Annotated in this window: 1 pseudogene; it reads left to right on the top strand. The window is 35.6% G+C overall.

Annotation, left to right across the window (positions count from 1 at the left end):
• Window positions 1-975, top strand: a pseudogene (locus tag HUN22_RS17300) (peptidoglycan DD-metalloendopeptidase family protein); the annotation flags it as partial.

Below are 975 nucleotides of genomic sequence, written 5' to 3'. Positions count from 1 at the left end.
CATCTGGAGCATCTGGAGCATCTGGAGCATCTGGAGCATCTGGAGCATCTGGAGCATCTGGAGCATCTGAGACAAGAATAGAAGGAGGGCTACCTGCGGTTACAGTAGCTCCAGTGTACTCAGAAGAAAATTTATATTTACATCCAGATAATGAAAAATATCGAAAAATAATTATCGACGCGGCAAAAAAATATAATTTAGCGCCACAAGCCTTGGCTGCAAAAATTAATGCGGAAGCAGGAACAAAAAAAGGTAGCCAAGAATGGAATCCTCAAGCACAAGCTTCGACATCATCAGCAGTAGGTTTGACCCAGTTTTTAAGCGGAACTTGGTATGAGATATGTACAGTTTCTACTTATAAAGACACCTTACTCCAACAATATGTTATTAAGAAAAAATTAATCTCTAATTTTAAAGAGAACATGGCACTTAAATTAATTTCGAATACAGATAAAGCAAAATTAAAAGCACTTGGGACTGACCCTACATTTTCTGTAGATTCTGCTGCCGCATATGCAAGAGCAAATATAAATATTGTTAAGAAAATATATAGTAAAATTGATAGCCTTGAACCAGGGGATCTCGCAAAAGTTGGCTATGTAGCACATCATGATGGTCCAACAGGATTTGGTAAAATAGTTGAAGCTACAAATGATCCTTCATGGTCGAAATTACAAGGACAAGTGTGTCCAAAAAATAATCCAAATTGCGATACTTATCTCAATTATAAAGAGAGGTTCAGCAATGGTAGAGATGCATATCGTTGGTGGTTATGTACTGAATATACAGATTCAAAAATTAATGTTAATCGATTTACGCTTAGTCCAAAGGACGGTAAAAAATTTAAGAATGCTCGAACAATGGAAGAAATTATTGTCTTTTTAGGTGGTAAACCTTTAGTTCGGCCAAGTAGAGATTTTGAAAAAAAGGGTACAACTGATAATTCAAAGCTAAATGATAATATCAATATTGTTA

The organism is Acinetobacter lactucae, from assembly GCF_013344765.1.
GTDB classification, from domain to species: domain Bacteria; phylum Pseudomonadota; class Gammaproteobacteria; order Pseudomonadales; family Moraxellaceae; genus Acinetobacter; species Acinetobacter lactucae_A.
This window is presented reverse-complemented; position numbering and strand designations above follow the sequence as displayed.